The organism is Janthinobacterium sp. GL_088 (assembly GCF_057837845.1).
Genome location: NZ_CM174453.1, coordinates 6,193,329 through 6,218,975, shown reverse-complemented (window position 1 = coordinate 6,218,975; position 25,647 = coordinate 6,193,329). Strand labels below are relative to the sequence as shown.

Sequence of the window (25,647 nt, the reverse complement as noted above, 5' to 3'; positions counted from 1 at the left end):
CAGGATGGCAAAGTATGTGCTCATGGATAGATGGTCAGAGTGTCGATGGTATGGGATGCGCCGCTTTGTAACAGCGTGCCGCGCACTTCGATGGTTTCCGCGATCCAGGGATACACGGTCATGCTGTCGCCGTGGTAGGCGCAAGCGCCCGCGTAGACGTTGCCGCGACTTTCCAGATAAATGGCCAGGCCCGTCATATGGCGGCTGACGGGCTTAGCGTCAGCAATCAGGCGTTCCATTTCCTGAAACATGGCGTCCGTGATGCCCGTGTCGAGCACGCCGACGTCGAGGCGGAAGGTGCCCGGCGTGCCGGGTGGCGTGGTCTGCCACCATTCGGTAATGCGTATCAGGTAGCCCAAGGACTCCACCACGCGGCGCACGGCGGCAATCGTGCCCTTGTGCTTGTGGATGAAATAGGCCGCCTTGATGCTGCCGCGCTTGATCGATTCGGGCCAGGCGTCGTCCCAGCGGTCAACGGAACACGCCCAGGCCAGGAACGGCAGCAGGTTGACCGGGCAGCGGTCGGCATTCCACAGGTCGCGCAGTGGTACGGGCACGTTGACCAGTTCGGCGCAGGCCACGGCAATGGCGCGCTCCAGCCCCGTGGTGTTGGGTGGTAGGGGCGGAACAAGCTTATTCATCGAGCACCATCACGTTTAAATTGATGGCGGTGCAGCGCGCGGCCTGGGTGGCGTTCAGTTCGATGTCGGCCAGCGGGCTGGTCAAGACGACCTTGCGCACGCCTTCGACGTGGACGGCGGCGCTGCAGGCGGACCGGTAGATGCTGTGGCCCAGCGGGCGGCGCGGCTGCGACACGCGCACGGCGTTGGCGCGCGCGGCGTCCAGCAGAATCGGCACTTCCGGCCCGACGCCAATAAACAAGGTGGCCTCGATTTGATAATCGATGACCTGGGCGGTTTGTACCGTCAGGCGGTCGCCCAGCGGGCGCACGTCCTCGGCGTTGAGTGCGCGCGTCACGGTGGCCAGCAGTGCAGCGTCGGCGATGCCTGTGGCGTTGTTGGCCAGCACCGTGACGGTGACGTGCGCCGGCGCCGGGCTGGTGGCGCTTGCGTCCTTGACGCGGCCGTCGCTGCTGCGGGCGTGGAATTCGTACGACGCTTTCGGGCCGGCCACGGATAGGCCAGCCGGCGCTTCCTGGATGCGCAGGCGGTAGGCGTCGTTGTCTTCCATGACAGCGGCCACGGGCGGCAGGGCGTTGGGATTGGCCGGCGTGATGACCAGGCGCGCCACGTTGACGTTGGCGCCTAGTTGGTCCAGGTCGCCATCGAGGGCAAACGCCAGCATGACGGCCTTGCCCGCTTCGTTGACGCGGTTGCGCAGGATGGTTTCCTGGTACGCGTTTTCTTCCAGCAGCTTGGTGGCTGGCTCCGATTCCAGCTCCAGCAGAGCCGTGACGGCTGCGCGCTCGGCTTCCGGTAGCAGGCTGACCAGATGCGCCTTGCGCGTGGCCAGGATGGCTTCGAAGTCCAGCGCTTCTACCACGCTGGGCGCCGGCAATTGGGTCAGGTCGATGGGCGTGCTCATACGACGCCCCCTTGCTTGACGGGCACGGCCAGGGTGATACCCTGGCCATTCGCCGTGCCATCCAGCAGCAGCGTGATGGCGCCGTCCGTGTCACGCGTTAGCTGCACGCTGGCAAGCTGCAAACGCGGCTCCCAGCGGCGCAGGGCAAAGGCGGTGGCCGCATAGATGCGCAACTGCGTGGCGCTGTTCAGGGGCTGGTCGATCAGCTCGGGCACCTCGGAACCATAGCGGCGGCGCCGGATGCGCGAACCCATCGGCGTCGTCAGAATGTCGGTCACGGACTGGCGCAGGTGATCCAGGCCCGTCAGGCTGCGCCCGGTGGTGGCATGCATGCCCATCATATTTGTGGCCCGCCCGACTGGTCGCCGCCGGCTTTGACGCCGCCGTGCGGGTGCTTGGCCAGGCTGATGGCGCCGGCCAGCACGTCTTCGCTGGCTTTGATCGTCCCTTGCACGGCCATGGCCACGCCGCCAGCGTCGCCGGCCTTGGCGTTCACGCCGCCGTTCAGGGTGGTGGTGCCTTCCACGGTGGTGGACTGCATGACGATCAGGTTTTTCATGACGGTCAGGTCGCCCGTGCAGATGGTGCTGGGCGCGTTCGATGTCACCTTGTCGGCGGTGACGGTGGCCGTGCCGCCGGGGAGCGTGGCGGTCAGGGCGTGGGCCGCATGGTCGTATTGCACCACGGCGCCGTCAGGGTAGTGCGTGGTATGGATGGTGGGGCTGGATTCGGGCGCATCAAACGCCTGCGAGTACAGCGCCGGCACAATGATGCCGCGCGTCAGGTCGCCGCCGGGGGAAAAGACGATCACTTGTTCGCCCACGGTGGGCGCCGACCAGGTGCGCGTGCTGCCGGCGCGCCGTGTGGCCCATTTCAGCCATTCGGTGGTGAGTGTTGGCCCGAGCCGCACGCGCGCCTTGGCTCCTTTGACCTCGGCAATGGTGCCCAGGCGGATCAGGTTTTGCAGCAAGCGGAGGAGGTCGGACAGGTCGGCGTTCATGCAGTGCATGTTGCCGAAGTCCGCGTGCGGATGCACGCGGGGGCGGGTTGATAAGTGGCTTAGTGACTATGGCAGCCCGTGATGCATCAAATCATATTTTCAGCGCAGGGAATGATGGCGGCGGCTTCCCCAATCAATAAGCCATTCCATCAACTCTGTGACTGAATTTAGAGTTCATTCAATTCCAATCCCATTGATGCGCCAATTGGATAGAAAATGTCCTGCCAACGAACATGGGCCAAATCGGTCCCTGCAAAGGAGGTGTCATCATTACATTTCCTGAGAAGCTTTCCGTTTGCGAGGAATTTGAACGAGTGTTTGCCAAGCTGTTCCTCAGTAAACTCTTTGGGTAAGACGGACCGTAGTGGATCAATATATACGGGGTCATCGGCAACTAGATAGAATTCATCGAAAAAGTGAGAAAAACTCTTCATATGTTTTCCTAATTCTAAAGTGTACCATTCGTCTGAAAAAACATTTATCCGAACTTCACCTTTTTCATATTCTTTCATCGATCCGTCTAAATGGATAATGTCACTTATATCTTCGGGAGGAAGGAAGACAAATGCCGTAATAAATGATTTTTCGTGGAGCCATTCGATAGCGTGGGGGATAAATACATCCAGCGGCGGCAATTCTAAAGTTCGTTGAGGGTGAAGTTCTCGGTATAATTTACGTGCTTCTGACATTTGACGGATCACAAATTGGTAGTCAATGTACATGGCCCGATATTTGGATGGCGCTCGCTGCATGCGTTCTTTGTAAATTTCTCGAACGATTCCAACACAGCCCACTACGTTCCTATTGATTTCCCGACCGGTGAATCTAATCACTGAGAATCCAGCTCTTGTAAGGTATCTCTGTCTGATTGCATCGTTTTCTAACTGTTCCGGGGTTGAATGATGCTCGTGACCATCCAGCTCAATAATTAAACGTGCGTCCCTCAAGATGAAATCAACGCGGTAACGGCTGTGTTTCTCTAAGTCGCCAAACCAAGTCTCTTTTTCGATTAGATCGGCCATGTTACCTAGTTCGTTTGTAAATTTCCCTTCTATATAGGATGGGGCACGATCTCTATACCATCCGGGCGGAGCCTCGGGTTTTCCTGGATATTTCATAGCGTCATTGAAAGTTTATAGTTAAGTCTAAAGAAAAGCTCTAAAGTGATGTCTGCTGGTGGTAATTGGCGTTCAGCATTATGCGACTCTAACTCATTTGATAACTAATGTCAGTTTAAGTTTGCATTGATGCATCTTAGTTTCTCCCTATGTGACGCAGCAGCGATTCGCGTATTAATGTCCGATCTGCTTCACTCAAGCCCAGTAGCGGCCGCTCCGGGTACTTGTATGCCTGTCCTTTTTTTGACACGCGGTCTTGCCGGCCAAAGTGATGTACATGCGCCACGCGTGCTACCCAGCCAAAGAAACCGACCTCGATCTGGTCGCCGGTCGCCTTTGCTTTTAGGTGTTTGGCGGTACGAATCTTGGCGAACATGGCCGCCTTCTGCCGCTTGATGCGGCCGTTTTTCCTCTTGAATTCCTTGCGCCGCTTGCGCGCAGGATAGGCCGCGCCATCCGGCCCCTGCTGGGCCTTGATGCGCTGCGCCTGGCTGCGGCGCAGGTCGATGGCCACCTTGTGATTGATGGCGCGGCGCTGGGCTGGCTGCAGCTTGGCCAGCAGCGCCCCGGCCCAGGCTTCCAGCGCGTGCAGGTCGTCGCTCATGGCGTTGCCTCGGGCGTGCGCCATTCGGCCAGCAGGGTGTCGCCGGCGTATAGCTTCCAGAACTCATCCGCGTAAGTCGGCATGTGCTGTATCTCGGCCAGGTGCTTGATGTCCAGGCGCCCGGCCTCGCCGGCCTTGACGGCTACGCGCTCGGTCAGGTCCAGTTTGATGGAAATATCGACCGTTTCGTGGTTGTTGAAGTCCACTTCAAAGGCGATGCCGTGCTTGCGGGTTTCTTCGTTGGCCATCAGGTCAAGCTGGTGGACTTTGAGCCAGGCGATCAGGGCCACCATGATGGCGTCGGCGTCGCCCGCGTAATCGGTCACGATCAGGTTGAGCTTGAAGCGGTATTCGAAGGAGAGGGAGGCGGTGGCCGACGCCACCACGTTGCCCTCGTCGGCGAAGACCAGCAGGCGGTCGGGGTCGCGCTGCAGATCGGGGATGGCGGCGGCCAGGTGCTGGCGCAGGCTATTCGGTTTGTACATGGTAGGTGTCTCGCACGGTGTTGTAGGCGTCGATGCAGGCATTTAGCTGGCGGGTGGCGTCGTCGCCGTCACCGGCAATGGCGTCAAGAGCTGCCGCAGTCGCTGGGTCAAGTTCGGCGCGCGTTTGGTGCTGATCGCTTGCGGCAGCGGCGGCATCTGCAGTTGCGGCGCACTGGCCGCTGGCGACGGGGATTGACAGGCGCACAGCACCGCTGCGCACGTCAGCATTGAAACGGTCGCGTTCAGTTTTCGCATGGGTTTGCTCCTGGGTGAGGTGGTCGGCGCGCTGCGCCAGGGCGACGTCGGCGGCGCGCTCTAGCGTGAGCACGCGGGCGGTGGACTGGGCCAGCGCGGTGGCGGCTGTTGTCTTGTTGGTGGCCGCCGCCCGCTGCAGCTCGGCGATGGCGGCATCCTTGCGCCAGCCCTGCGCCGTCCAGCCCGTCAGGGCGCCGCATAGCACGCAGGCGGCCATCGGGCGCCAGGTGGTCGTGCTCACATGGCCACCCGTTCCTTGATCCAGCCGAACAGAAAACGGCGCTGGGTCTTGTTAGCTTCGGTGATTTCCAGATAGCGCGTTGCCTGCAGACCGTTCAAGGCGCGCAGCAGCACGGTGGCGCCTTCCTGGCCGCGCCATTTCAGGAAGGATGCAAGCGCGCCCAGCGACTGCGTGCCCAGGCGGCCGTCGACGAACAGGGCGGGATAGCGCGCGCCCGTGTCATTGAAACCATTCAGCCAGCGCTGCAGGAACTCGGCCGCGCGGTGCGGCCCCATGTTCACGCCCGTGTCGATCACCTCGGCGCCGATGCCGGCATGCAGGGCCAGCACCTGGTCGAACTTGGGTTCCGTGATGTAGCGGGCCGTGTAGATGGTGCGCGCTATAGCCACGGGCAGGTCGCGCATCGGTCCGGTGTAGCCGTTGGCGCGCGCCACGGCCACGGTGATGCCGAAATTGGTTTCGCCGCCTTTGTCTTGCGGGTCGTTCACATAGCCGCCTTCGGCGCGCAGGATGGCGTCGATGGTGCGCGCGATCAGCGCATTGTCAGAGGTGGCCATCAGTGTTCCTTTGCGTCTTTGACCAGCTCGGCGATGTCCTTGTCGCTGCGGCGCTGGAACCACAGGGCCACGGCACGCGATACCCACCAGCCGGGGGCGCCCACGATCAGGTCGATGGCCGAGGCGTTGACCATGGCGCCGATGGCAGGGACCTGGGCGCATAGAAGCTGGTAGACGGTGCCGCCCAGCAGGCACGAGAACACGCCGGCGCAGGCCAGGCGGGCGACGAATTCGCCCTTGTTGAAGGTGCCGTCGGCATTCAAGGGCGGCAGCACGATGTACAGCATGGCCGCGCCGACCATGCCCAGCGCCGCCTTGAAGCCGTACAGTTTGACCAGGGTGGCGAAACCACCAAACGATTCTGCGGACATTGCTTGATTCTCCGGTGAGAGGGGTGAGAGGGGTGAGAGATTTTTCATGATGGATAAAGGGTAAATGCCAGGATCAGTCCCAAAGCTGCACAAGATCGGCTGCGGCCACCTGGCCCGTGCTGGGCGCCGGCTCGGGCAGGGTGACGACCAGGCCGGCAGGGAGCACGGCGCCGTGGCGCGCCAGCGCGGGATTCATTTCCAGGGTGTGCTCGACGTATCCCGCGCCGTCGCCAAGGTAGCGCCACACCAGGGCGTCTACCGTGTCGTGCTGTTGCGTGCGTACCTGCATCAGATCAATTCCACGGTCAGGTGCGTGCGCCCGACGATATCGGCGATGGCCCATTGCGCATTGCGCCGCTGTGCGCCGGGCGCCTCATCCAGCCATTCCATGCTTTTCTTGTCGCTGACGGACGTGGCCGTGCTGTCGTAGTCGCGGTAACGCTCGATTAGGTCCGCTTTCGCCGTGCTGTAGACAGCGCGCCGGTACTGCGCCAGCAGGCGGGATTCACGGTTGATGTGCGTGGCCGGCACATCCACGAGGGTGGCGATACCGGCAGCGGCCTGCTTGCCTTGCCAGTCGGCCAGCTCGCGGTTGACCTGCAGGATGGCATCGACCACGGCTTGTACCAGGCGCGCGTCGGTGACGGTGCCGTCCAGGCGCATGGCGTCGCGCATATCGGTAAGCAGGATGTCGGGAAACCAGCCGTCGTTCTCGATGATGCCAGGGGGCGGCGCTGGCGGTGCCGGGGCGGCGCCAGGCTGGGTTGACGGGGGCAGGGCCATGAAGGACATACGGGGCGCTTTCAAAAATGGGCGGTGGACGGGGTTCATCAGGTCAAATATCGTTGACGATGCGTGGCCAGAATCCCCCCGTGCCGCCGTGCTGCGGGGGATGCTCTTTACGTGGAACCGGCCGCGCGCTTGATGCGCCGCTCAAGCCGTTCCATATCTTTCTTGACGCCGCAGGACTCCGACAGGGCGCGGGCGCGTTTCAACTGGCCCATGGCCGTTTCCGCCTGTGCCACCAGCGCCGGGGCGATGTCGGTATCGTCGGCCTGATCCAGCACGGCGATCATGGCCAGGCCGATGGCCTTGTGCAGCTTGGCGCGCGCCTGGTCGGGCGCATCGCTGGCGGCCGTCAACTGTTCCACCTGGCCCAGCACCTGCGCGGCGTGCTGCGGATCGGCGGCCAGCTTGCCGTGCAAATAGCCTTCGGCGAACTCGTCCAGCATCAGGGTGGCGATGTCGCGGCTGTAGGTGTCGGGCAAGGTGAATTTGTGCTCCAGGGCGTAGGCGGCCATGACCAGGGCGCGCTCATACTCGCCCGTGTCGATGTGCCACACCAGCAAAGTGGCGAAGACGTCATCCTGCGCACCCTTGCCGCCGGCCAGCACGCCGTCGATCCACTGCGCATAGTCGGGCAGCAAGGTGGCCTTGACTTCGATCTTGCGTTCCACCGACTGGATGGATTTCAGGCGCCGGCGGTCGTCGGACAGCTTGTAGAGCATCATTTCGTAGGCCGTGCCGGTGGTCACGCCTTGCGGCGGCGCGGCGCCGGCCGTGCGCTCGGCCAGCATGCGCGCGCGGTGGCGCAGGGCGGGGGATTGGTTCGCCATTACTTGTCTTTCAGCTCAATGTTTTCCACCAGCGCGGCCAGGCCCAGGTCTTCGATGACGTAGGCGTCGTTGGACGACTCGTAGTTCTCGATGCGGTCGCGCTTGGGCACGTCCTCGACGCGGCGGCGGCGTGCGCCTTCCTGGAAGTAGATCGACAGATTGTCGAAACGCGTAATCAGGATGGCGTTGTCAGGGAAGAAGGGCACGCGCGCCGCCGGCAAGCCACCGATACGCTTCTGGCTGATGATGATGTCGGCCGCCAGGGTTTCCGTGGGCGCCTGCTTGGTGTTGACCAACGGGAAATACTTGTCGTTCAACAGCTTGCGCCCGACGATGGCCACCAGGTTGGTGTCTTCCTGATACCACGGGTCCAGCAGGTTGACGGCATCGGCGACGGCCGCGTCGAGGTTGGCATAGTCGGCGCCGTCCACGTCGCCGATGATGACCTTGCCCGGCATGCCTGCGGCGACCAGGCCCAGCACGCGTTCGGGCGCCTGCTCGCGCAGGTGCTGCAGCCAGCCCTTGTTTACGTCCTGCAGCAGCGGATTGGCGGCCAGGTCGGTGGTGGCCATGACTTTCACGCCATTGAAACCGATGACGATGCGGTCCAGCGCCTGGCGCGTCAGGATGGCATTGGCCACGCGCGATTGAAAGTCCTGGAACTTGGCCCAGGCGTCCAGCTTGGCATAGCTCAAATGCGTGTCGAAGTTGGTTTGCTCGCAGCGGTACTTCGTGCTGTCCATGGTGGACAGGTCGCGCGTTTCTCGTTCCTTGTCCTTGGTGTTGGTGCGGCTGGCAATCGGGCCGGACACGCCCAGGCCCAGTTTTTCGCCTTCCTGCTCGCCCACGCCGATGATGTTCACTTTCGACAGGAACTCGCTCGATTCCTGCATTTTGTTTTCCAGTTTTTGCTGCACGCTGGGCGTGACGCTGAAGGTCTTGGCCACGTTGTCCGTGTCGTTCAGTTGGCCCAGGCGGGTTTCATATTGGCCAAATACCTGGCGCGTTTGCTTTTTCATAAATCATTGCTCCGTTGTTGAATTGGGGTAGGTGGATGGCGCGGGCGCTTAAAACTCGGTCTGCACGGCGCCGTCGTTGCCGGTGGCGGCAGGGCGGCGCGGGCCGTTGCCGGGCGCTTCGTCCATCTGCGCCTTGAAGGTGGCCAGCTCTTCCTGCGTCGCTTTTTGCGCCTTTTCCGCCGCGTCGAGGCGCTTGAGGGTGTCGGCATAGTTGTCGTTGGCGGTGACGACGTGGCCGGCCAGCGCCTGCACGGCTTCGCTGATGTCGGCGAACTGCGCGGCGTCGGTACCGGATTTATTGGAGAAGCGCGACAGCAGGTTTTTCACGGCGTCGGCCAGCTTGATGCCCTGCGGCTCGTCAAATTCCAGCGTCACCTCGACGGCAGAGGTGAACAGGTTGGCGCTTTGCTGCTTGCGGCCGGCGGAAAATTTCAGTGCCTCGGTGCCAAGGCTGGCCGGGCTGTCGGTGACGCCCAGGCCGACCAGATAGGGCTGCGACGAGTCGGCAAAGTCGGGTTGGATTTCCAGGCTGGTGTACAGCTTTTGTTTCGCCTTGTTGATGGCCACCAGTTCGGGCGTGGGTTCGATCTGCGCGAACAGGGCCAGTTTCTTGCCGCTGTCGGTGTCTACTTCCTCGGCTTTCACCGCGATCACGTCGCCGTAAGCCTTGAACTGGCTGTCGGGCAGGATGCCGCGAATGTGCTCGAGCCAGATGCGCGCACCGTAGGTTTTCGGGTTGTAGGTGGCGGCGAGCTGCTCGATGGTGGCGCGGTCGATGTTGCGACCGTCCGTGGTGGCGCCTTCGGTGGCGACGCGGAAGAATTGGGATTTAGGCATGGTGGCGTGTCTCGGTTGATCGGATAACGCCATGGTCAACGTCTTGGCGCCGCGATTCAATGCGCTGCGGGTTGCTATGAGCCTTAGCGACTTTTGCCTTTCCCCGTTCCGCGCGCGCGCGGCCTACGCTGGCGGCATGCTAGCAATTGAACAAAAACCCGAAGAAATAATCGCCGAACTGGCCGTGCCCGAATCCGAGCCGCGCCGTGCTGCGCGCGCCCTCTACTGGAAGGGCTGGCGCATATCGTCCATTGCCCGACACCTGGGAATTAAGCGCAGCACCATCAATAGTTGGAAGGCACGTGACGAGTGGGACGAGGCGCAGGCCATCGAGCACGTCGAGGCAGCGGCCGAGCTGCGCCTGGTCAAGCTGATCGAAAAAGAGGTCAAGAGCGGTAGCGATTACAAGGAAATTGACCTGCTGATGCGCGCTATCGTGCAGGCGGCGCGCGTGCGCCGCTATGAGCAGCCGGGCGGCAACGAGGTCGATCTCAACCCCAAGCTGGCGAACCGCAACGCGGGGCCCAAGAAGAAGCCGACGCGCAACGACTTCAGCGAAGAACAGAAAATCCAGCTGCTCGACGCCTTCCAGGATTCGCTCTTCGATTACCAGAAGGTCTGGTACCGCAACGGCGATCAGCGCACGCGCGCCATCCTCAAAAGCCGCCAGATCGGCGCCACCTGGTACTTCGCGCGCGAGGCGCTGGCCGACGCCATGGAGACGGGGCGCAATCAAATCTTCCTGTCCGCTTCAAAAAGCCAGGCCCACGTCTTCAAGCAATACATCGTGCAATTCGCCCGCGAGGCGGCCGGCATCGAGCTGACGGGCGACCCCATCGTGCTGCCGAATGGCGCGCATCTGTACTTCCTGGGCACGAACGCGCGCACAGCGCAGGGCTACCACGGCAATTTTTACTTCGATGAATTTTTCTGGACGCAGAATTTCCAGGAACTCAACAAGGTGGCCTCGGGTATGGCCATTCACAAGAAATGGCGCAAGACGTATTTCTCGACGCCATCCTCGACCACGCACCAGGCTTTCCCGTTCTGGACGGGCGAGCTGTTCAACAAGCGCCGCGCCAAGGCGGATCAAGTCAACATCGACGTGAGCCACGGCCGCTTGTCGTCCGGTTTTACGGGGGAGGACAAAATCTGGCGCCAGATCGTCACGATCCTGGACGCGGAGCGCGGCGGCTGCAACCTGTTCGACATCGACGAGCTGCGCAACTTCGAATACAGCCCCGACCAGTTCGACAACCTGCTGATGTGCAATTTTATTGACGACTCGGCCTCGGTTTTCCCGCTGGCCGAGCTGCAGCGCTGCATGGTCGATTCCTGGGTGGAGTGGGACGACTACAAGCCATTGCTGGGCCTGCGCCCGTTCGGCAACCGGCCCGTGTGGATCGGCTACGACCCGGCCTTGAACGGCGACAGCGCCGGCTGCGTGGTGCTGGCGCCGCCCATGACGGCCGGCGGCAAGTTCCGCATCCTGGAGCGCCACCAGTGGCGCGGGCAGAGCTTCGAAGACCACGCCGACGCCATCCGCCAGATGACGCAGCGCTACAACGTCGAATACATCGGCATCGATACCACGGGCATGGGTATCGGCGTGCTGCCCATCGTGCGCGGCTTCTTCCCGGCTGTCACGGCCCTGAACTATTCGCCCGAAGTCAAAACGCGCATGGTGCTGAAAGCCAAAAACATCATCAGCAAGGGCCGGCTGGAATTTGACGCCGGCTGGACCGACATTGCGCAGTCCTTCATGGCCATCCACAAGACCCTCACCCCCAGCGGGCGGCACGTGACCTATGTCGCCGGCCGCAGCGACGAAACCGGCCACGCCGATCTGGCGTGGGCCTGCATGCACGCTCTCGATCACGAGCCGTTCGAAGGCACCACCGACAACCACCACTCTTTCATGGAGATTTATTCTTGAGCAAAGCACGACACTTGCGCGCGCGCGGCCAGCAGGCCGAGGGCACGCCATCAACAGCGGCCACGGCGCCGGCCGCCGCCGGCATCGAGGCGTTTTCCTTCGGCGACCCGACGCCCGTGCTCGAGCACGCCGACATCCTCGACTGCTTCGAGTGCTGGAAGAACGGCCACTGGTATGAGCCGCCCGTCAACCTGGCCGGCCTGGCCAAGTCATTCAATGCCGGCGTGCACCACAGCAGCGCGATTCACTTCAAGGCCAATGTGCTGGCGTCTACCCTGATCCCCAGCAAGTATTTATCGCGCGACGCCTTCAAGCGTATGGCCCTGGACTTCCTGACGTTTGGTAATGCCTACCTGGAAGACAGGCCCAGCCGCAGCGGCAAGGCGCTGGCGTACCAGCATGCGCTGGCCAAGTACATGCGGCGCGGCGTCGATCTGGAGACGTATTTCTTCGTGAACGGCTACCAGGCCGTGCACCAGTTCGACAAGGGCCGCGTCTTCCACCTGATGGAACCGGACGTGAATCAGGAGCTGTACGGCGTGCCGCAGTACCTGAGCGCGCTGCAATCGGCCTGGCTCAACGAAGCGGCCACCCTGTTTCGCCGCAAGTACTACAAGAACGGCTCGCACGCCGGTTTCGTGTTCTACATGACGGACGCGGCCGCCAACACGCAGGACGTGGACAACCTGCGCCAGGCCATGCGCGACAGCAAGGGGCCGGGCAACTTCCGCAACCTGTTCATGTACGCGCCGAACGGCAAGAAGGACGGTATCCAGATTTTGCCCGTGTCGGACGTGGCCGCCAAGGACGAGTTTTTCAACATCAAGAGCGTCACGCGCGACGACCAGCTGGCCGCGCACCGCGTGCCGCCCCAGCTGATGGGAATCCTGCCGAACAATGCGGGCGGCTTCGGCGCCGTCGAGCCTGCCGCGCGTGTCTTCGCCCGCAATGAACTGGTGCCGCTGCAGGCGCAGTTCGAAGCGATCAACGAGTGGGCCGGCGTGGAAGTGGTGCGCTTCGCGCCGTATGACCTGGCCACGGGCGGGGAGGGCGCGGCATGAGCGACCATATCGACAACACCGACAAGATCATCTTTGCCGAGGTGGCGCGCGGTCTGGCCGCAGTGCGCGGCCGGCCCGCCCTGGTGGCGCATGGCTGCTGCCACTACTGCGACGAGGCACTGGCGCCCGCGCGGTTGTTCTGCAACGTGGACTGCCGCGACGATTACGAGAAGGAGCAAGCGGCCAAGGCCCGCGCCGGCCGCACAGGATGACCGCCACGCCGCGATAGCCGGCAGGGCAGGGCCGTGATAGTCCAGTCGCGCCAAGGTGCCCCAGCCACCGCACAAGCCGCCCATGAGGCGGCTTTTTCACGTCCCAGCGAATGATGTTGCCTCCGAGGCAGGAAAAAGGTCAGTTTCGGCCCGGCGCGCGCAGTTGTCCCCCCTCCACACCTGCCCGCTATATAGGGGTCTTTTGACTCAAATTTGCAACATGGCCGAAGGCGCATGAGGACTGGTGCGGCGGGGCGAAGAGGGGGCATGCGATTTGACGCATTTTGACGCACTTTGAGCGGTTTTTCGTGTGGGTAGTCCTGTGACCATAGGAAGGACGATTTTCGTATCTTGGGTGGGCCGTACCATAGCTCCAATGTACTTGCGCAACGGGTCCTGTCCAATATTGCCGCAACCTATGTTTTAGTCTGAATCAAGGCTTAATTTTTTGTTAATCATATGTCATTTGAACACTTCAGTATTGTGGAAGGCAGTTCTCGTTTGTTTGCGACGCTGATGCGGGTGTGCACCTGAAAAAACCAAAAACCTATTATTTCTTAAAGTGAAGTTGCTTGACCGCCAATCTCAAGCATGTAAGGATCCAGGTAACTTTCTCTTGGTACAGGTGAGTGCTCAATGGCAAGCACCTGTATCGCCACAATCTCGGAAAAATATGACTTGTTCGCATGGTAGGGTGGCGCTAGCCCCAATGACAAAACTTCGACTATTTGCCGACTCTGGAGGATATTGCGCGAATCCTGGCTGTTGGGAAGAAATTTTCAAAAAATTCGACACGGAAGTTATTCATATTGCGGAGATTGCTCATATCATCAGTGCTGGGGATAAAGGTCCAAGAGCCGATATGCGGTTGACCGATGAGGAGCGAAGTAGATATGAAAACTTGGTGTTGCTTTGCCCTAACTGCCACACAATGATAGATAAGGCCGAAGAAAGTTTTCCTGAACCTCTTATTCTAAGTTGGAAAAAAAGTCATAAGGAGCGACTTGCCGCTCAGTTTGGGATAAAAGTATATTCTTCTAGAGTAGAAGTCAGAGCTGTACTTATTCCTTTTTTTAGGGAAAATAGATTCGTATTTGATAAGTACGGTCCAAATACAGATGAAAGATTTAACCCGGAAAGCTCCATGCCTGCACAGTGGCGTGAAAAAATTCGATCTGTAATCATTCCGAATAACCGAAAGATAATAGGTATTGTTGATGCAAATCGAGGCTTATTGGTCGATGGGGAATTTAATTCTGTCGAGGCATATCGACAACATGTTAATGATTTCGAAGCGAAGCATCTAGGAACCTCTGAATATAACGGCGAGCAGTTTCCTAATGATTTTCAAAAAATATTCGAGTGAGAAAATAATATGGCAGCTACAGGTGATTGGAGTGCACGTTGGTGTGCTGATAAGTTAAAGCACGAAAAGGTTTCAGTGATACGCGTTCTTGATGATAATCTAGTTGAAATGGAAATTGAAGAAATTGGTCGTGTTTTGATAGCTACAATGGCTCTCAAAAGTATTTCTTTGGCAAACTTACCTCCCTCCGCCCTTCGCCAAGATATTGACTTCATTTTAAATATTCCCAAGGATACTTTTTTTCAAGGCGATTTGATAAATTTTGCTGATAAAGTTCCCGTTGGGTTGGGTGGGGTATCCGATCTTATGAGAGCCATAAATAAGAAGGACCTACGTAACTACAAAACACAGGAGAGAGAATTTCTTTTAAGGATACTTTCTATGCACGACTCTGTGGCATCTGTGGAAATGTTGAACAATGCAACTTATATAATCCATAGAAATTCTATGGCTCCCTATCAGATATTGGCTTTGAATGAATACGATATTACGGCGGATGTGGTTAGAACGGGCTTGCAGAGATTCGGGCACAGCCGAACAATTTTTGCTAGTAATCCTAACGGTCGAGTAACCCCTGAGGGGCGGCAAGCAGCTAAGGATGCTGGTTCTCGTGTGGTCGATCTAAGACAATTACTGGGAGCTCTAAATAGTTAATCGAGAGAAATTGATTGCTGATATATTGAAATCCCTTTTGGAAGCTGCACTATCTTTTACTACTGGTAAAATATATTTGTTTGGATCTATTCTAAATTCTAGTTTAACTATTTCAGATGTGGATGTGCTGATTGTCTATACCGAGGAACACGACTTGATTGAGGTGAAATTGCTTATGTCCGACTTAGGCCTTCGCGCTCCAATTGATGTTTTATGTATGGACAGTAATGAGGAACGGTACCTTGATTTTATTGAAAAACAGGGGGCGATATTAGTGACGGAAGTTTTTGAGAGGAATTTTCGCTCCGCTCAATTGGACTCAACCGCTTAGAGACGAGCTGTGTTGAACCCGAATGACCGGGACACGGAGCCGCATCGGTTTTTCATCAAGCGGACGTAACTTGCTCCACAAACGTAAAATACACCGCATGGATGGCCGCTTCTGCGGCTGCTATAATGTCACCTTTGCGGAGCAGAAACGGGCCGCAAGCCCGCATGGTTGTTGAGTTCCTTGTCGAGCTTCCCAAGCTTACGACGAGGGTTCGATTCCCTTCACCCGCTCCATTTTTCGCTGGCGCCTGGCTTGATGCGGCGCGGCCACTTATTTCTCCATTCCCATGTCTTCTGATATCCCAGCAAACGGCCCGGCGCGGCCGATGATGTACGATCCGACCGAACACCGCATCCGCAGTTTCGTGACCCGCGCGGGACGGCTTTCCGTGGCGCAGGCGCGCGCGCTCGAGACCCTGGGGCCGCAGTTCCTGCTGCCTTTCGCCAAGGAATCGATGGATTTCGAGCAGGTGTTTGGCCGCAAGGCGCCCGTGATCCTGGAAATCGGTTTTGGCATGGGCGCGACGACCGCGCATATCGCCAAAGCCATGCCGGAGAAAGATTTCATCGGCGTCGAAGTGCATACGCCCGGTGTCGGCAGCCTGTTGAAGCTGATCGGCGAAGAGTCGCTGACGAATCTGCGCCTGCTGCAGCACGATGCCGTGGAAGTGCTGACGCACATGATTCCCGCCAATTCGCTGGCCGGTATCCACGTTTTCTTCCCCGATCCATGGCACAAGGCGCGCCATAACAAGCGCCGCCTGATCCAGTCGCCGTTCGTCAAGCAGTTGACCGATCGCCTGGCGCCGGGCGGCTATCTGCATTGCGCCACCGATTGGGAAGATTACGCGGTGCAAATGCTGGACGTGCTGGGCGCCGAGCCGCAACTGCGCAATAGCGCTGAGGGCTACGCGCCGCAACCGGCGTATCGTCCGCTGACCAAGTTTGAAAACCGTGGCTTGAAGCTGGGCCATGGCGTGTGGGATCTGGTGTTCATCAAGAAATAACCTGGCGGTTTGCCCACCTGTGCCGTTTGCACGAGAACAAGCCTGCCGCGGCGACGCCGCAGGCTTTTTTAATGCGTGCGCTAGCGTGCGCTGGCTAGGCAAGGCGGGTGAATTGCGGTAGTCTTATCTTTTTTGCATTGGTTGATATTATGTCCAAGAAAATACTCGTGACGGGCGCATCCGGTTTCATCGGTTCGCATACCTGTGTCGAATTGCTCGCTGCCGGCTTTGATGTGGTCGCAGTGGATAATTTGTGCAACAGCGCGCGCGAAGCGATGGCGCGCGTGGAGCGCATTGCCGGCAAAAGCGTACCCTTCTATGAAGCGGACGTGCGCGACCGCGCTGCCATGGCCGCCGTCTTGCGCGAGCACGCCATCGATGCCGTGATCCATTTCGCCGGATTGAAGGCGGTGGGCGAATCTGTGGCGCAGCCGCTGATGTATATGGACAACAATGTGTCGGGTACCGTGGCGCTGCTGGAAGTGCTGGCGGCGGCGAACGTGCAGCGTTTTGTCTTCAGCTCGTCGGCCACCGTGTATGGCGATCCGGAAGCCTTGCCGATCCTGGAATCGTCGCGCCTGTCCGTGACCAACCCGTATGGACGCTCGAAGCTGATGGTCGAGCAGATACTGGCCGATCTCGTGCATGCCGATGCGCAATGGCAAGTCGGCGTGCTGCGCTACTTTAATCCCGTCGGCGCGCATGCCAGCGGCTTGATCGGCGAAGATCCGGCGGGCATCCCGAACAACCTGATGCCCTTCATCGCCCAGGTGGCCGTGGGTCGCCGCGAACGCCTGGCCGTCTTCGGCGATGACTACGCTACGCCGGATGGCACGGGGGTGCGCGACTACATCCACGTGGTCGACCTGGCGCTGGGTCATGTGGCCGCGTTGAACCGCCTGTTTGCCACCGAGGGCGGTTTTACCGTCAACCTGGGCACGGGCCACGGCTACAGCGTGCTCGACACCGTACGCGCCTTCGAAGCGGCCAGCGGTCGCCAGGTACCATACGACATCGTGCCGCGCCGCCCCGGCGACATCGCCAGCTGCTATGCCTCGGCCGACAAGGCGAAGCAATTGCTGGGCTGGCAAGCACAGAAAAACATCGACGACATGTGCCGCGATCACTGGCGCTGGCAGCACCAGAATCCGCAAGGTTACGCAGCTTGACGCAAAGCAAGCACCCATAAAAAATCCCGCTCACACATCAGTGTAGCGGGATTTTTTTTAGAGCGCCAGCAACCCAATGGCGCCTGAAAAATGTCTGGGGCTAGGCGAAGCAACAACGCCCCAGGCATTTTCTCAGGCAGCCATTATGGATACAGGCCGCGCACTTCGCGAGCCTGCAGCACGCGGGTGCATGCCAGGATGAAGGTCGCGGTACGCATCGACACTTTCTTCTCTTGCGACACTTGCCATACCGAATCGAACGCTTCGCGCATGATGCGGGTCAGGCGGCTGTTGATTTCTTCTTCCGTCCAGAAGAAGCTCGAGAAGTTCTGCGCCCACTCGAAGTAGCTGACGGTCACGCCGCCGGCATTGGCCAGAACGTCCGGCACGATCAGCACGCCGCGGTCGGTCAGGATGTCGTCCGCTGCCGGCAGGGTCGGGCCATTGGCGCCTTCCAGGATGATCTTGGCGCGGATGACTTGTGCGCGTTCAGCCGTGATTTGCTGTTCCAGCGCGGCCGGGATCAGGATGTCACAATCGATGCCCCAGAAATCTTCGCGTGGCACGAATGCCTCGGCGCCAGGGAAACCTTCGACGCTGCCCACTTCGGCCACGTGTGCCAGCAATTGCGGGATGTTCAGGCCGCCGGCGTGCACGACGGTGGTCTTGTGGTCTTGTACCGCGACCACTTTCGAGCCGGCTTCAGCGAACATGCGGGCAGCGACGCCGCCCACGTTGCCGAAACCTTGCACGATGACTTTCGCGCCTTCGAGCGACATGCCGACCTTGGCGGCCGCATCGCAACCGACGACGAACACGCCGCGGCCCGTCGCATCGCGGCGACCCAGGCTGCCGCCCAGCGAGATTGGCTTGCCCGTTACCACGCCGGTCGACATATTGCCGCCGATCATGGCGTAGCTGTCCATCATCCACGCCATGACTTGTTCATTCGTGTTGACGTCCGGCGCCGGAATATCCTTGTTCGGTCCGATGATCATGCTGATCTCGCTCGTGTAGCGGCGGGTCAGGCGTTGCAGTTCGTTGCGCGACAGGGTTTTCGGATCGACACGGATACCGCCCTTGGCGCCGCCGTATGGCACGTTGACGGCTGCATTCTTGACCGTCATCCAGGCCGACAGGGCCATCACTTCCGACAAGGTCACGTCCTGGTGGAAGCGCACGCCGCCTTTGCCCGGGCCGCGCGACAGATTGTGCTGCACGCGGTAGCCTTCGTAGTGGGCAATGGTGCCGTCATCGCGCTCGATAGGCACGTCGACCGTCAGGATGCGCTTTGGACGCTTCAGCGTTTCCACCCAGCGCGACAGGTTGCCCAGGTACGGCGTAACGCGGTCGATCTGCTCGAGGTAGACGCCCCATGGGCCCAGGTCTTCAGGATTGAGGTAGGAAGGAAGTGCGTGCTTGCTGGTCATGCTTGATAAGCTCCTGACAATACGAATACGTTAGAGGCACAGCCGAGATGCAGCTGCGCGCAGCGGAACCGCATCGTAGGCGATAGCCTCATGCCCCGGCCAATGCTTTGTGCGCATCCGGTTATGCATTTATTGCATAGTTAGAGGTCAGGAGGGACTTGTGGTGACAGCCGCGCGCCGGCGTTTTTTTCCGCTGCGCGCGGCGTTTTCCTGCGCCTGCACCAGGTACTGCCACAGGCTTTCGACGATCTGCTTGCCAGGGCGCAGGCTGGACGGGCGCTCGCGGTACAAACGGATTTCCAGCTCGATTTCCCAACCTGGTGCACCGCCGTCGGCGCGCGCCAGATGCTTGTATTTGACGTCGCGCATGACGGCCGATTCGGGCAGGAAGGCAATGCCGCGTCCCTCCAGCGCCATCATTTTGAGGCCTTCGGCCATGTCCGTTTCGTAGCAGGTTTCCAGGAACAGGGGCGCCTTGGCGTCGGCCACCAGCAGTTCCACCATGCGCCCCAGGTAGGCATTGCTGGTATAGGAGAGGAAGGGCAGCGGCTCCTTGGCGCTGCCGGGCAGGACGAAGTCGGGCACCTTGTCCTGGCCGCAGCGCGCATACGCGCGCAGGGTTTCGCGGCCCATCACCAGCATGTCGTAGCGGCCCGGATCGAGCTGCACCGGCTGGCGCGGATGGTGATAGCACAGCAGCAGGTCGCAGCCGCCATCGACCAGCTGCAGCACGGCGTCGTGCACGTTCAGGGCCATCAAACGGCTGTTGATCGGCGCAAAACCTTCTTCCAGCGCCGTCAGCCATTTCGGCATGAAGGTCAGCGACAGGGTATGCGGCACGGCGAAATCGACGCTTGTTTGCGTGGCCGCGCGCTTGCCGCGCAACAGGGCGCGCACGCCATTGATCTGCCCCAGCATTTCCAGTGCCTGCTCGTAGAACACGGCGCCGGCTGGCGTCAAGCGCGTGGGGTATGAGGTGCGGTCGACCAGGTCGATGCCGAGCCAGTTTTCCAGCGACTGGATGCGCCGCGAGAAGGCAGGCTGGGTGACGTGGCGCAGGGCCGCGGAACGGCTGAAATTATGCGTTTCAGCGAGCGAGATGAAGTCTTCCAGCCATTTGGTTTCCATCGCGGCAGCATTCCGTTATCAAGGGCAGGGGCAAGGTAAAGTGGTCAGGGTGTCTCGGGCGATGCCGCCGGCTGGTACAGCGCAGCGGGCAGGCCGAAGAAGGACGGCGGGCCCAGCGTCGTGCCATCGAGCGAGCCGCCCGCATTCAAGCCCTTGTTGATGGCCGCCAGCAGGGAGCTGCGGTTGGCCAGATTCTGTATCAGCGCGCGGGGACCGTTGTGGAAGGTATGCTGGGCGATGTCCGCGGCGACGATAAAGATCGGCTCGCGGCGCAGGGGAAACTCCACCCATTCGCCGTCGTCGTCCTGCGCGCAGAAGGTATCGGGCAGGGTCATGTTTTCGGCGCCGGGAAGGTGCGACGCCAGCACCAGGCCGAAGGCTTCCGGCACCACGTCGGCCAGGCGGCGCACGGTGAGGTCGTCCTGCACCAGGGCGCGTACTTGCGCTTCCACCGCATCTTCGGCGTCAGGCTGGGCGCCGAGGATTTTCACAGCCTGATAAATCAGGTCGGACGAGAGTGCTTCCATCAAATCTTCCATCAAATCATCTCCAGGATCATGGCGACGATTTCGTCGCCGTACGAGGCCAGTTTTTTCTCGCCCACGCCGCTCACGCCGCGCATCTGCTCCAGAGAGGTAGGCTTGGCCTTGGCGATTTCGCGCAGGGTGGCGTCGACAAAAATCACGTAGGCGGGCACGTTGTGCGTGCGCGCCGTCTCCACGCGCCACCAGCGCAGCTTGTCGAAGATCGCCTGCTCGCTGGTGGACAGATCCGTCTCGACATAGCCCTTCGCCACGCTGGTGCTGCGCTTGCTGGTTTTCACCGGTTTCTGGTACTGGCGCAGCTGCACCTTCTGGCCGCCCTTGAGCACGGGGCGCGAGGCGTCCGTCAGTTTCAGCGAGCTGTATTGTTCATGGTCGACCGAGACGAGGCCCAGGGCGATGGCCTGGCGCAGGATAGCTTTCCATTCCGCCTCGCCCAGGTCCGAGCCGATGCCGAAGACGGACAGCGAATCGTGGTGCCAGGTCTTGATGCGTTCCGACTCCACGCCGCGCAGCACGTCGATCACGTGACCGCCGGCAAAGCGCTGGTCGACGCGGTAGATGGCCGACAGCAGTTTTTGCACGGGCACCGTGCCGTCGAAGGACACGGGCGGCACCAGACAGGTGTCGCAATTGCCGCACGGCGAAGCCGGTTCGCCGAAGTATTCGAGCAATCGCATGCGGCGGCAGCTGAGCGTTTCGCACAGGCCCAGCATGGCGTCGAGTTTGACACCCAGCACGCGCTTGAAGGTGTCGTCCGCTTCCGATTCATCGATCATGCGCCGCTGCAGCACCACGTCCTGCAAGCCGTAGGCCATCCAGGCGTTGGCGGCCATGCCGTCGCGTCCCGCGCGTCCCGTTTCCTGGTAATAGCCCTCGATGCTTTTCGGCAGATCGAGGTGGGCGACGAAGCGTACGTCGGGCTTGTCGATACCCATGCCGAAGGCGATGGTGGCGACCATGACGATGTTTTCTTCGCGCAGGAAGCGCGCCTGGTTGGCGCTGCGCTTGGCGTACTCCATGCCGGCGTGATACGGCAAGGCGCGGATGCCGCTCTGGTTCAAAAATTCCGCCGTCTCTTCGACCTTTTTGCGCGACAGGCAGTAGACGATACCGCAGTCGCCCGTGTGTTCCGTGTTGATGAAGTCGAGCAGCTGCTTGCGGCCATTTGCCTTTTCCACGATCTGGTAGCGGATGTTCGGACGGTCGAAGGACGAGACGAACTGGCGCGCGTCTTCCAGCTGCAGACGCAGGGCGATTTCGGCGCGCGTCTGCGGGTCGGCCGTGGCCGTGAGCGCGATGCGTGGCACGTCGGGAAACTGCTCGTGCAGCACCGACAGCTTGATGTATTCGGGACGGAAGTCGTGACCCCATTGGGCCACGCAGTGCGCCTCGTCGATGGCGAACAGGGAGATCTTCGAGGCCTGGAACAGGTCCAGGCAACGCTGCGTCATCAGGCGCTCGGGCGCCACGTAGACGACGTCGATGCCGCCCGTGCGCACCAGGCGTTCAATGCGGCTCGCTTCTTCGTAGGTTTGCGTGGAATTGAGGAAGGCGGCGCGCACGCCGACTTCCTCCAGCGCGTCCACCTGGTCCTGCATCAGCGCGATCAATGGCGAGACGACGACGCCGACGCCATCGCGCAGCAGCGCGGGAATCTGGTAGCACAGCGACTTGCCGCCGCCCGTGGGCATCAGCACCAGCGCGTCGCCGCCATGGCTGACGTGGTCGACGATGTCGGCTTGTTGGCCGCGGAAGGCCGGGTAGCCGAAGACGGTTTGCAGCAGGTGCAGCGCGCGCTGGTTAAGATCTTGATTCATAGTGCCTTATTCTGCCCAAACAACCCAGCCGTAGTGGGCGCTGGCCAACACCAGCAAGCCGAACACAATGCGGTACCAGGCAAAAAACGTGAAGTCGTGCGAGCTGATATAGCGCAGCAGCCAGCGCACGCACAGGAAGGCGGAGATGAAGGCGGCCACGGTGCCCAGGCCGAACAGGGGCACGTCGGTGGCCGACAGGATGTCGCGCGCTTTGTACAGCGAGTAGAAGGTGGCCGCCAGCAGGGTCGGGATGGCCAGGAAGAACGAGAATTCGGTGGCCGTCTTGCGCGACAGGCCCAGCAGCATGCCGCCGATGATGGTCGAGCCGGAGCGGCTGGTGCCGGGGATCAGCGCGAACGCCTGCGCGCAGCCCACTTTCAGGGCGTCGAACGGCGTCATTTCATCGACCGAGTTGACGCGCACGGTGACGGGATTGGTGCGCGCGCGGCGTTCCACCAGCAAGATCACGATGCCGCCGATGATGAAGGCCATGGCCACCGGTACCGGCTTGAACAGTGCATGCTTGATCATCTTGCCGATGGCCAGGCCGATGATGGCCAGCGGCAGGAAGGCGATGGCCACGTTCAGCACGAATTTGCGCGATTTGGCTTCGCTGCCGAAGGTGGTCAGCACGCTGCCGATGCGCTGGCGGTATTCCCAGCACACGGCCAGGATGGCGCCGGCCTGGATGGCGATCTCGAAGACATCCATGACCTCTTTCGAGACATCCTTGGTAAAGTCGAGCAGGCTGCCGGCCAGGATCAGGTGACCCGTGGAAGAAATCGGCAAGAATTCGGTAAAACCTTCGACCAGCCCCATGATGATGGCTTTTAACGCAAGAATGAGATCCATAGATGTATAAAAGGGTATAAGTACGGGTATAAGTGACAGGATGGGGTGACCGCGTGGCGCCAGCAATGTGCGCGGGGTCGAAGCTTACCATGCCGCAGGCCCGGCTAGCCGATTTGGGCGCTGGCGGACAGCGGTTTTTTGCCGCTGGCCGCCAGGCGAGGGGAGGCTTCAGGAAGCCTGTTTTGCCGGCGCCACCAGGCGCGCGCTGGCCGCCACCAGTAGCAAGGCGGCGCCCAGCATGGCGAAAGCGATATTCAGGCTGGTGGCGTGGGCCACGAAACCTATCACGGCCGGGCCCGCCAGGATGCCCGCGTAGCCGATGGTGGTGATGGCCGCCACCGCCAGGCTGGCCGGCATGGCATGCTGGTTGCCCGCCGCCGTGAACAGGATGGGCACGATGTTCGCCGCGCCCAGGCCGATCAGCACGAAGCCAAGCATGGCCAGGCTGGCGTGCGGCGCCAGGACGGCCAGGAAGAAGCCTGCGGCGGCGCACAAGCCGCCGAAAGTAAGCACGCGCTTGCCGCCAAAGCGGCTGACCACCTTGTCGCCCGTAAAACGGCCCACCGTCATGGCGATGGCGAAGGCGGCGTAGCCGAGACCGCCCTTGGCTTCTTCCACGCCGCGCGTGGTAGTGAGGAACAGGGCGCTCCAGTCGAGGATGGCGCCTTCGGCCAGGAAGACGATAAAGCACAACAGGCCAATGAAAATGACGGCGCCGTGCGGCATGACGAACAGCGGCGTCTTTTCGCCGGAGGCGGATGCCGTCGGCAGCAGATGGCCTTGCGCCGCGCCCAGCACGCCGCACAGCAGCAGCATCACTACCACGCAGGACCAGGCCGGCGTCAGGCCCAGCCACAGCAGCAGGGCCATGCAGGCCGCGCCGGCGAAGCCGCCCACGCTGAACAGCGCATGAAAGCCCGACATCATGGCGCCGCCGTTGGCTTTTTCGATGATCACGGCCTGGATATTGATGGCCACGTCGAAGGTGCCCATGGCCGCGCCGAACACCAGCAGCACCAGGCCCAGTTGCAGCGGCGTGGCGGCCAGCGCCAGGCCGGGCAGGATGGCGGTCAGCAGCAGGCCGGCGCCGGCAATGACCTTGCGGCAGCCGAAGCGTGCCGTGAGCATGCCCGTAAACGGCATCGCGCACAGCGAGCCGGCGCCCAGGCACAGCAGCAAAATGCCGAGAGTCGCTTCATCGAGGCCCAGGCGCGACTTGGCGTAGGGGACCAGAGGTGCCCAGGCGGCCATGCCGAGGCCGGCAGCGAAGAAGACCAGGCGCGTGGCGCGTTGTTGCAGGGTGCCGGTGAGATGCATGGGGGAGCTTTTCAAGAGTCGGGGTGGATAAAATCAGGCGCGGGCGCGCAACACTTGCACGCCCAGCCGTTCAAAGGCGGCGATGTGGACAGGGTCGGCATCGGCTTCCAGCACCAGGTGCTGCAGCAAGCCCGTGGCCAGCACGCCGAACGGTGCGGCCGTGCCCAGCTTGTCGCTGGTGACGGCCACCACCACCGCCTTGCTGGCGCCGGCAATGCTGCGCTTGAACTCGGCTTCATCGTAGTTGAACGCCGTCACGCCCGCGTCCGCATCGGCGCCGCAAGCGCCGAGGAAACACAGGTCGGGATGCATGCGCTCGACGGTGCGCAGCGCCTGCGGCCCCAGGCTGGCGCCGGCGCGGCGGTCGACCCGGCCGCCAGCCATGATCAGTTCGATTTCCGGACGTTCCATCAGGGCCATGGCAATGGCCGGCGCATTGGTGATGACAGTGAGCGCTAACTCTGGCAGCGCGCTGGCGATGGCCAGGTTGGTCGAACCCGCATCGAGAAACAGCACCTGGCCCGCGCGCACGAGGGACGCGGCCGCCTGCGCCAGGCGCGCCTTGCGTTCCGGCGCCTCCTGTTTGCGCTGGCTCAAGGTGCCGCCGTCCGGCGCCAGCGGCAGGGCACCGCCATACACGCGCTGGCACAGGCCGGCAGCGGCCATTTCGCGCAGGTCGCGCCGTATCGTATCTTCGGAAACATCAAGCTGGCGTGCCAGGTCCAGCGCCAGCACGCGGCCGTCGGCATGCAATTGTTGCTGGATCAGCGCGTGGCGTTGTTTGAGGAGCAGGGTGGCGGACATGGTGAACCTATAAACGTGCAGGAATGTGCATAAATATACGCAAACGTGCAAATGCGGTCAACAGTTATCTGTCAGCCGCCATCGCGCCGTTCAGGGCGCCGTCAGCCGTTCCAGCTCGGCCAGCCAGTGCACCGCGTGTTCGCGGCTGTCGCCGCACATCTCTGCCGATGGCTGCAAGCCGCCGCAAAACGCGGGCCGTGCCGGCTGGCCAAAGATCTTGCAACGGTTGTCATCGGCCAGCTGCACGCAGCGCACGCCCGCCGGTTTTCCCTCCGGCATGCCGGGGATCGGGCTGGTGATGGACGGTGCGGTGCAGCAGGCGCCGCACGAGGGACGGCATGCCAGGGTGGCAGATGGTGACATGGGATTTC

General features: G+C 61.2%; 31 protein-coding genes. 8 read left to right on the top strand and 23 right to left on the bottom strand.

Going from position 1 to position 25,647, the window contains the following annotated elements; all coding sequences use genetic code 11:
• Nucleotides 1-20: 20 nt before the first annotated feature.
• The 15 genes from AC3IQ7_RS27860 to AC3IQ7_RS27790 all read right to left on the bottom strand — a co-directional run bounded on the left by AC3IQ7_RS27860 (nt 21) and on the right by AC3IQ7_RS27790 (nt 9,648).
• Nucleotides 21-641: a phage tail protein I gene (locus tag AC3IQ7_RS27860; RefSeq protein ID WP_489207904.1), complete on the bottom strand. Its 621-nt coding sequence runs from the start codon at nt 639-641 to the stop codon at nt 21-23.
• The gene (locus AC3IQ7_RS27855; protein WP_489207903.1) at nt 634-1,545 is read right to left on the bottom strand and encodes a baseplate assembly protein; all 912 of its coding nucleotides are present in this window, start codon (nt 1,543-1,545) and stop codon (nt 634-636) included. Before AC3IQ7_RS27855 ends, AC3IQ7_RS27860 begins: the two co-directional genes overlap by 8 nt.
• Nucleotides 1,542-1,886, bottom strand: coding sequence for a GPW/gp25 family protein (locus AC3IQ7_RS27850; protein WP_489207902.1), 345 nt, complete (start codon nt 1,884-1,886; stop codon nt 1,542-1,544). Before AC3IQ7_RS27850 ends, AC3IQ7_RS27855 begins: the two co-directional genes overlap by 4 nt.
• On the bottom strand, nt 1,883-2,554 hold the full coding sequence (locus tag AC3IQ7_RS27845; protein ID WP_489207901.1) for a phage baseplate assembly protein V: 672 nt from the start codon (nt 2,552-2,554) through the stop codon (nt 1,883-1,885). Before AC3IQ7_RS27845 ends, AC3IQ7_RS27850 begins: the two co-directional genes overlap by 4 nt.
• Nucleotides 2,555-2,712: 158 nt before the next feature.
• The gene (locus AC3IQ7_RS27840; RefSeq protein WP_489207900.1) at nt 2,713-3,567 is read right to left on the bottom strand and encodes an endonuclease domain-containing protein; all 855 of its coding nucleotides are present in this window, start codon (nt 3,565-3,567) and stop codon (nt 2,713-2,715) included.
• Between the two features lie 232 nt (nt 3,568-3,799).
• The gene (locus AC3IQ7_RS27835) at nt 3,800-4,267 is read right to left on the bottom strand and encodes a phage virion morphogenesis protein (protein ID WP_489207899.1); all 468 of its coding nucleotides are present in this window, start codon (nt 4,265-4,267) and stop codon (nt 3,800-3,802) included.
• Complete coding sequence (locus tag AC3IQ7_RS27830; RefSeq protein WP_489207898.1) at nt 4,264-4,752, bottom strand: phage tail protein; 489 nt, start codon at nt 4,750-4,752, stop codon at nt 4,264-4,266. The genes AC3IQ7_RS27835 and AC3IQ7_RS27830 overlap by 4 nt, the downstream gene beginning before the upstream one ends.
• Nucleotides 4,736-5,248: a lysis system i-spanin subunit Rz gene (locus tag AC3IQ7_RS27825; protein WP_489207897.1), complete on the bottom strand. Its 513-nt coding sequence runs from the start codon at nt 5,246-5,248 to the stop codon at nt 4,736-4,738. Before AC3IQ7_RS27825 ends, AC3IQ7_RS27830 begins: the two co-directional genes overlap by 17 nt.
• Nucleotides 5,245-5,805 carry a glycoside hydrolase family 108 protein gene (locus AC3IQ7_RS27820; protein WP_489207896.1) on the bottom strand — a complete coding sequence of 187 codons (561 nt, stop codon included), beginning with the start codon at nt 5,803-5,805 and terminating at the stop codon, nt 5,245-5,247. Before AC3IQ7_RS27820 ends, AC3IQ7_RS27825 begins: the two co-directional genes overlap by 4 nt.
• Nucleotides 5,805-6,176, bottom strand: a complete 372-nt coding sequence (locus AC3IQ7_RS27815) for a hypothetical protein (protein WP_489207895.1) — start codon at nt 6,174-6,176, stop codon at nt 5,805-5,807. Before AC3IQ7_RS27815 ends, AC3IQ7_RS27820 begins: the two co-directional genes overlap by 1 nt.
• 73 nt (nt 6,177-6,249) lie before the next feature.
• Entirely contained in the window at nt 6,250-6,465 is a 216-nt protein-coding gene (locus AC3IQ7_RS27810; RefSeq protein WP_034778648.1) for a tail protein X, read from the bottom strand.
• Nucleotides 6,465-6,968 carry a head completion/stabilization protein gene (locus tag AC3IQ7_RS27805; protein ID WP_489207894.1) on the bottom strand — a complete coding sequence of 168 codons (504 nt, stop codon included), beginning with the start codon at nt 6,966-6,968 and terminating at the stop codon, nt 6,465-6,467. Before AC3IQ7_RS27805 ends, AC3IQ7_RS27810 begins: the two co-directional genes overlap by 1 nt.
• A 107-nt stretch (nt 6,969-7,075) precedes the next feature.
• A complete protein-coding gene (gene gpM, locus AC3IQ7_RS27800; protein WP_489207893.1) occupies nt 7,076-7,792 on the bottom strand; it encodes a phage terminase small subunit in 717 nt (238 codons plus the stop codon).
• Nucleotides 7,792-8,811 (bottom strand): phage major capsid protein, P2 family, encoded by a 1,020-nt coding sequence (locus AC3IQ7_RS27795; protein ID WP_489207892.1) that lies wholly within the window; start codon nt 8,809-8,811, stop codon nt 7,792-7,794. The genes gpM and AC3IQ7_RS27795 overlap by 1 nt, the downstream gene beginning before the upstream one ends.
• A 48-nt stretch (nt 8,812-8,859) precedes the next feature.
• Nucleotides 8,860-9,648: a GPO family capsid scaffolding protein gene (locus AC3IQ7_RS27790; protein ID WP_489207891.1), complete on the bottom strand. Its 789-nt coding sequence runs from the start codon at nt 9,646-9,648 to the stop codon at nt 8,860-8,862.
• 136 nt (nt 9,649-9,784) lie between these two features.
• Between AC3IQ7_RS27790 and AC3IQ7_RS27785 the strand changes: the two genes are divergently transcribed.
• From AC3IQ7_RS27785 to galE, 8 genes are all read left to right on the top strand, one after another.
• On the top strand, nt 9,785-11,584 hold the full coding sequence (locus AC3IQ7_RS27785; protein ID WP_489207890.1) for a terminase ATPase subunit family protein: 1,800 nt from the start codon (nt 9,785-9,787) through the stop codon (nt 11,582-11,584).
• Nucleotides 11,581-12,645: a phage portal protein gene (locus AC3IQ7_RS27780; RefSeq protein WP_489207889.1), complete on the top strand. Its 1,065-nt coding sequence runs from the start codon at nt 11,581-11,583 to the stop codon at nt 12,643-12,645. Before AC3IQ7_RS27785 ends, AC3IQ7_RS27780 begins: the two co-directional genes overlap by 4 nt.
• Nucleotides 12,642-12,857 (top strand): hypothetical protein, encoded by a 216-nt coding sequence (locus tag AC3IQ7_RS27775; RefSeq protein ID WP_489207888.1) that lies wholly within the window; start codon nt 12,642-12,644, stop codon nt 12,855-12,857. Before AC3IQ7_RS27780 ends, AC3IQ7_RS27775 begins: the two co-directional genes overlap by 4 nt.
• A gap of 673 nt (nt 12,858-13,530) precedes the next feature.
• Nucleotides 13,531-14,223: an HNH endonuclease gene (locus tag AC3IQ7_RS27770; protein ID WP_489207887.1), complete on the top strand. Its 693-nt coding sequence runs from the start codon at nt 13,531-13,533 to the stop codon at nt 14,221-14,223.
• A 9-nt stretch (nt 14,224-14,232) separates the two neighbouring features.
• Nucleotides 14,233-14,877 carry a hypothetical protein gene (locus tag AC3IQ7_RS27765; protein ID WP_489207886.1) on the top strand — a complete coding sequence of 215 codons (645 nt, stop codon included), beginning with the start codon at nt 14,233-14,235 and terminating at the stop codon, nt 14,875-14,877.
• A 10-nt stretch (nt 14,878-14,887) separates the two neighbouring features.
• Nucleotides 14,888-15,208, top strand: a complete 321-nt coding sequence (locus tag AC3IQ7_RS27760; protein ID WP_489207885.1) for a nucleotidyltransferase domain-containing protein — start codon at nt 14,888-14,890, stop codon at nt 15,206-15,208.
• A gap of 325 nt (nt 15,209-15,533) precedes the next feature.
• A complete protein-coding gene (trmB, locus tag AC3IQ7_RS27755) occupies nt 15,534-16,214 on the top strand; it encodes a tRNA (guanosine(46)-N7)-methyltransferase TrmB (protein ID WP_225242755.1) in 681 nt (226 codons plus the stop codon).
• A 149-nt stretch (nt 16,215-16,363) separates the two neighbouring features.
• On the top strand, nt 16,364-17,383 hold the full coding sequence (gene galE, locus AC3IQ7_RS27750; protein ID WP_489207884.1) for a UDP-glucose 4-epimerase GalE: 1,020 nt from the start codon (nt 16,364-16,366) through the stop codon (nt 17,381-17,383).
• Nucleotides 17,384-17,526: 143 nt separating this feature from the next.
• Here galE and AC3IQ7_RS27745 read toward each other — a convergent pair whose 3' ends face one another.
• The 8 genes from AC3IQ7_RS27745 to AC3IQ7_RS27710 all read right to left on the bottom strand — a co-directional run bounded on the left by AC3IQ7_RS27745 (nt 17,527) and on the right by AC3IQ7_RS27710 (nt 25,639).
• The gene (locus AC3IQ7_RS27745) at nt 17,527-18,813 is read right to left on the bottom strand and encodes a Glu/Leu/Phe/Val family dehydrogenase (RefSeq protein ID WP_035822630.1); all 1,287 of its coding nucleotides are present in this window, start codon (nt 18,811-18,813) and stop codon (nt 17,527-17,529) included.
• Between the two features lie 147 nt (nt 18,814-18,960).
• A complete protein-coding gene (locus tag AC3IQ7_RS27740; RefSeq protein ID WP_322425954.1) occupies nt 18,961-19,941 on the bottom strand; it encodes a LysR family transcriptional regulator in 981 nt (326 codons plus the stop codon).
• 44 nt (nt 19,942-19,985) lie between these two features.
• Entirely contained in the window at nt 19,986-20,480 is a 495-nt protein-coding gene (locus tag AC3IQ7_RS27735; RefSeq protein ID WP_489207883.1) for a hypothetical protein, read from the bottom strand.
• Complete coding sequence (gene recQ, locus AC3IQ7_RS27730; RefSeq protein WP_099376332.1) at nt 20,480-22,303, bottom strand: DNA helicase RecQ; 1,824 nt, start codon at nt 22,301-22,303, stop codon at nt 20,480-20,482. The genes AC3IQ7_RS27735 and recQ overlap by 1 nt, the downstream gene beginning before the upstream one ends.
• Nucleotides 22,304-22,309: 6 nt before the next feature.
• Complete coding sequence (locus AC3IQ7_RS27725; protein WP_086137850.1) at nt 22,310-23,155, bottom strand: undecaprenyl-diphosphate phosphatase; 846 nt, start codon at nt 23,153-23,155, stop codon at nt 22,310-22,312.
• Nucleotides 23,156-23,323: 168 nt separating this feature from the next.
• Nucleotides 23,324-24,472, bottom strand: a complete 1,149-nt coding sequence (locus AC3IQ7_RS27720) for an MFS transporter (RefSeq protein WP_489207882.1) — start codon at nt 24,470-24,472, stop codon at nt 23,324-23,326.
• A 33-nt stretch (nt 24,473-24,505) separates the two neighbouring features.
• Complete coding sequence (locus AC3IQ7_RS27715) at nt 24,506-25,276, bottom strand: DeoR/GlpR family DNA-binding transcription regulator (RefSeq protein WP_489207881.1); 771 nt, start codon at nt 25,274-25,276, stop codon at nt 24,506-24,508.
• A gap of 90 nt (nt 25,277-25,366) precedes the next feature.
• A complete protein-coding gene (locus AC3IQ7_RS27710) occupies nt 25,367-25,639 on the bottom strand; it encodes a YkgJ family cysteine cluster protein (RefSeq protein WP_099376335.1) in 273 nt (90 codons plus the stop codon).
• Nucleotides 25,640-25,647 lie beyond the last annotated feature (8 nt).